The 268-nt window shown below is 66.8% G+C and carries 1 protein-coding gene; it reads right to left on the bottom strand.

The window, feature by feature from the left end:
* Positions 1–51 precede the first annotated feature (51 nt).
* Positions 52–268, bottom strand: a 217-nt coding sequence (locus SB765_RS30145; protein WP_410932563.1) for a hypothetical protein, incomplete at its 5' end; no start/stop codon positions are given.

Below are 268 nucleotides of genomic sequence, written 5' to 3'. Positions count from 1 at the left end.
ACCCCGTGCACCGCCCCTGACGGGATGCTGGAGGCCCTTCCAGGCCACCGATCAATCCGCCGCCAACACCGCCTCGATCCGGTTCCCGGCCTTGGCCTTCTCTAGCTTGATGGCCACAAACTTCGACGTCGGCGTATACGTCCCCTCGCCATAACTCTCCAGCGGCACCAACGGATTGGTCTCCGGGTAATAGGCCGCCGCCTGCCCCTCGGGCACGTCATACGCCACCAGGCGGAACCCCGACACCCGCCGCTCGCGACCATCCTCC

Source organism: Pseudomonas sp. SIMBA_067, from assembly GCF_046534675.1.
In the GTDB taxonomy this organism is placed as follows: Bacteria; Pseudomonadota; Gammaproteobacteria; order Pseudomonadales; family Pseudomonadaceae; genus Aquipseudomonas; species Aquipseudomonas putida.
This window is presented reverse-complemented; position numbering and strand designations above follow the sequence as displayed.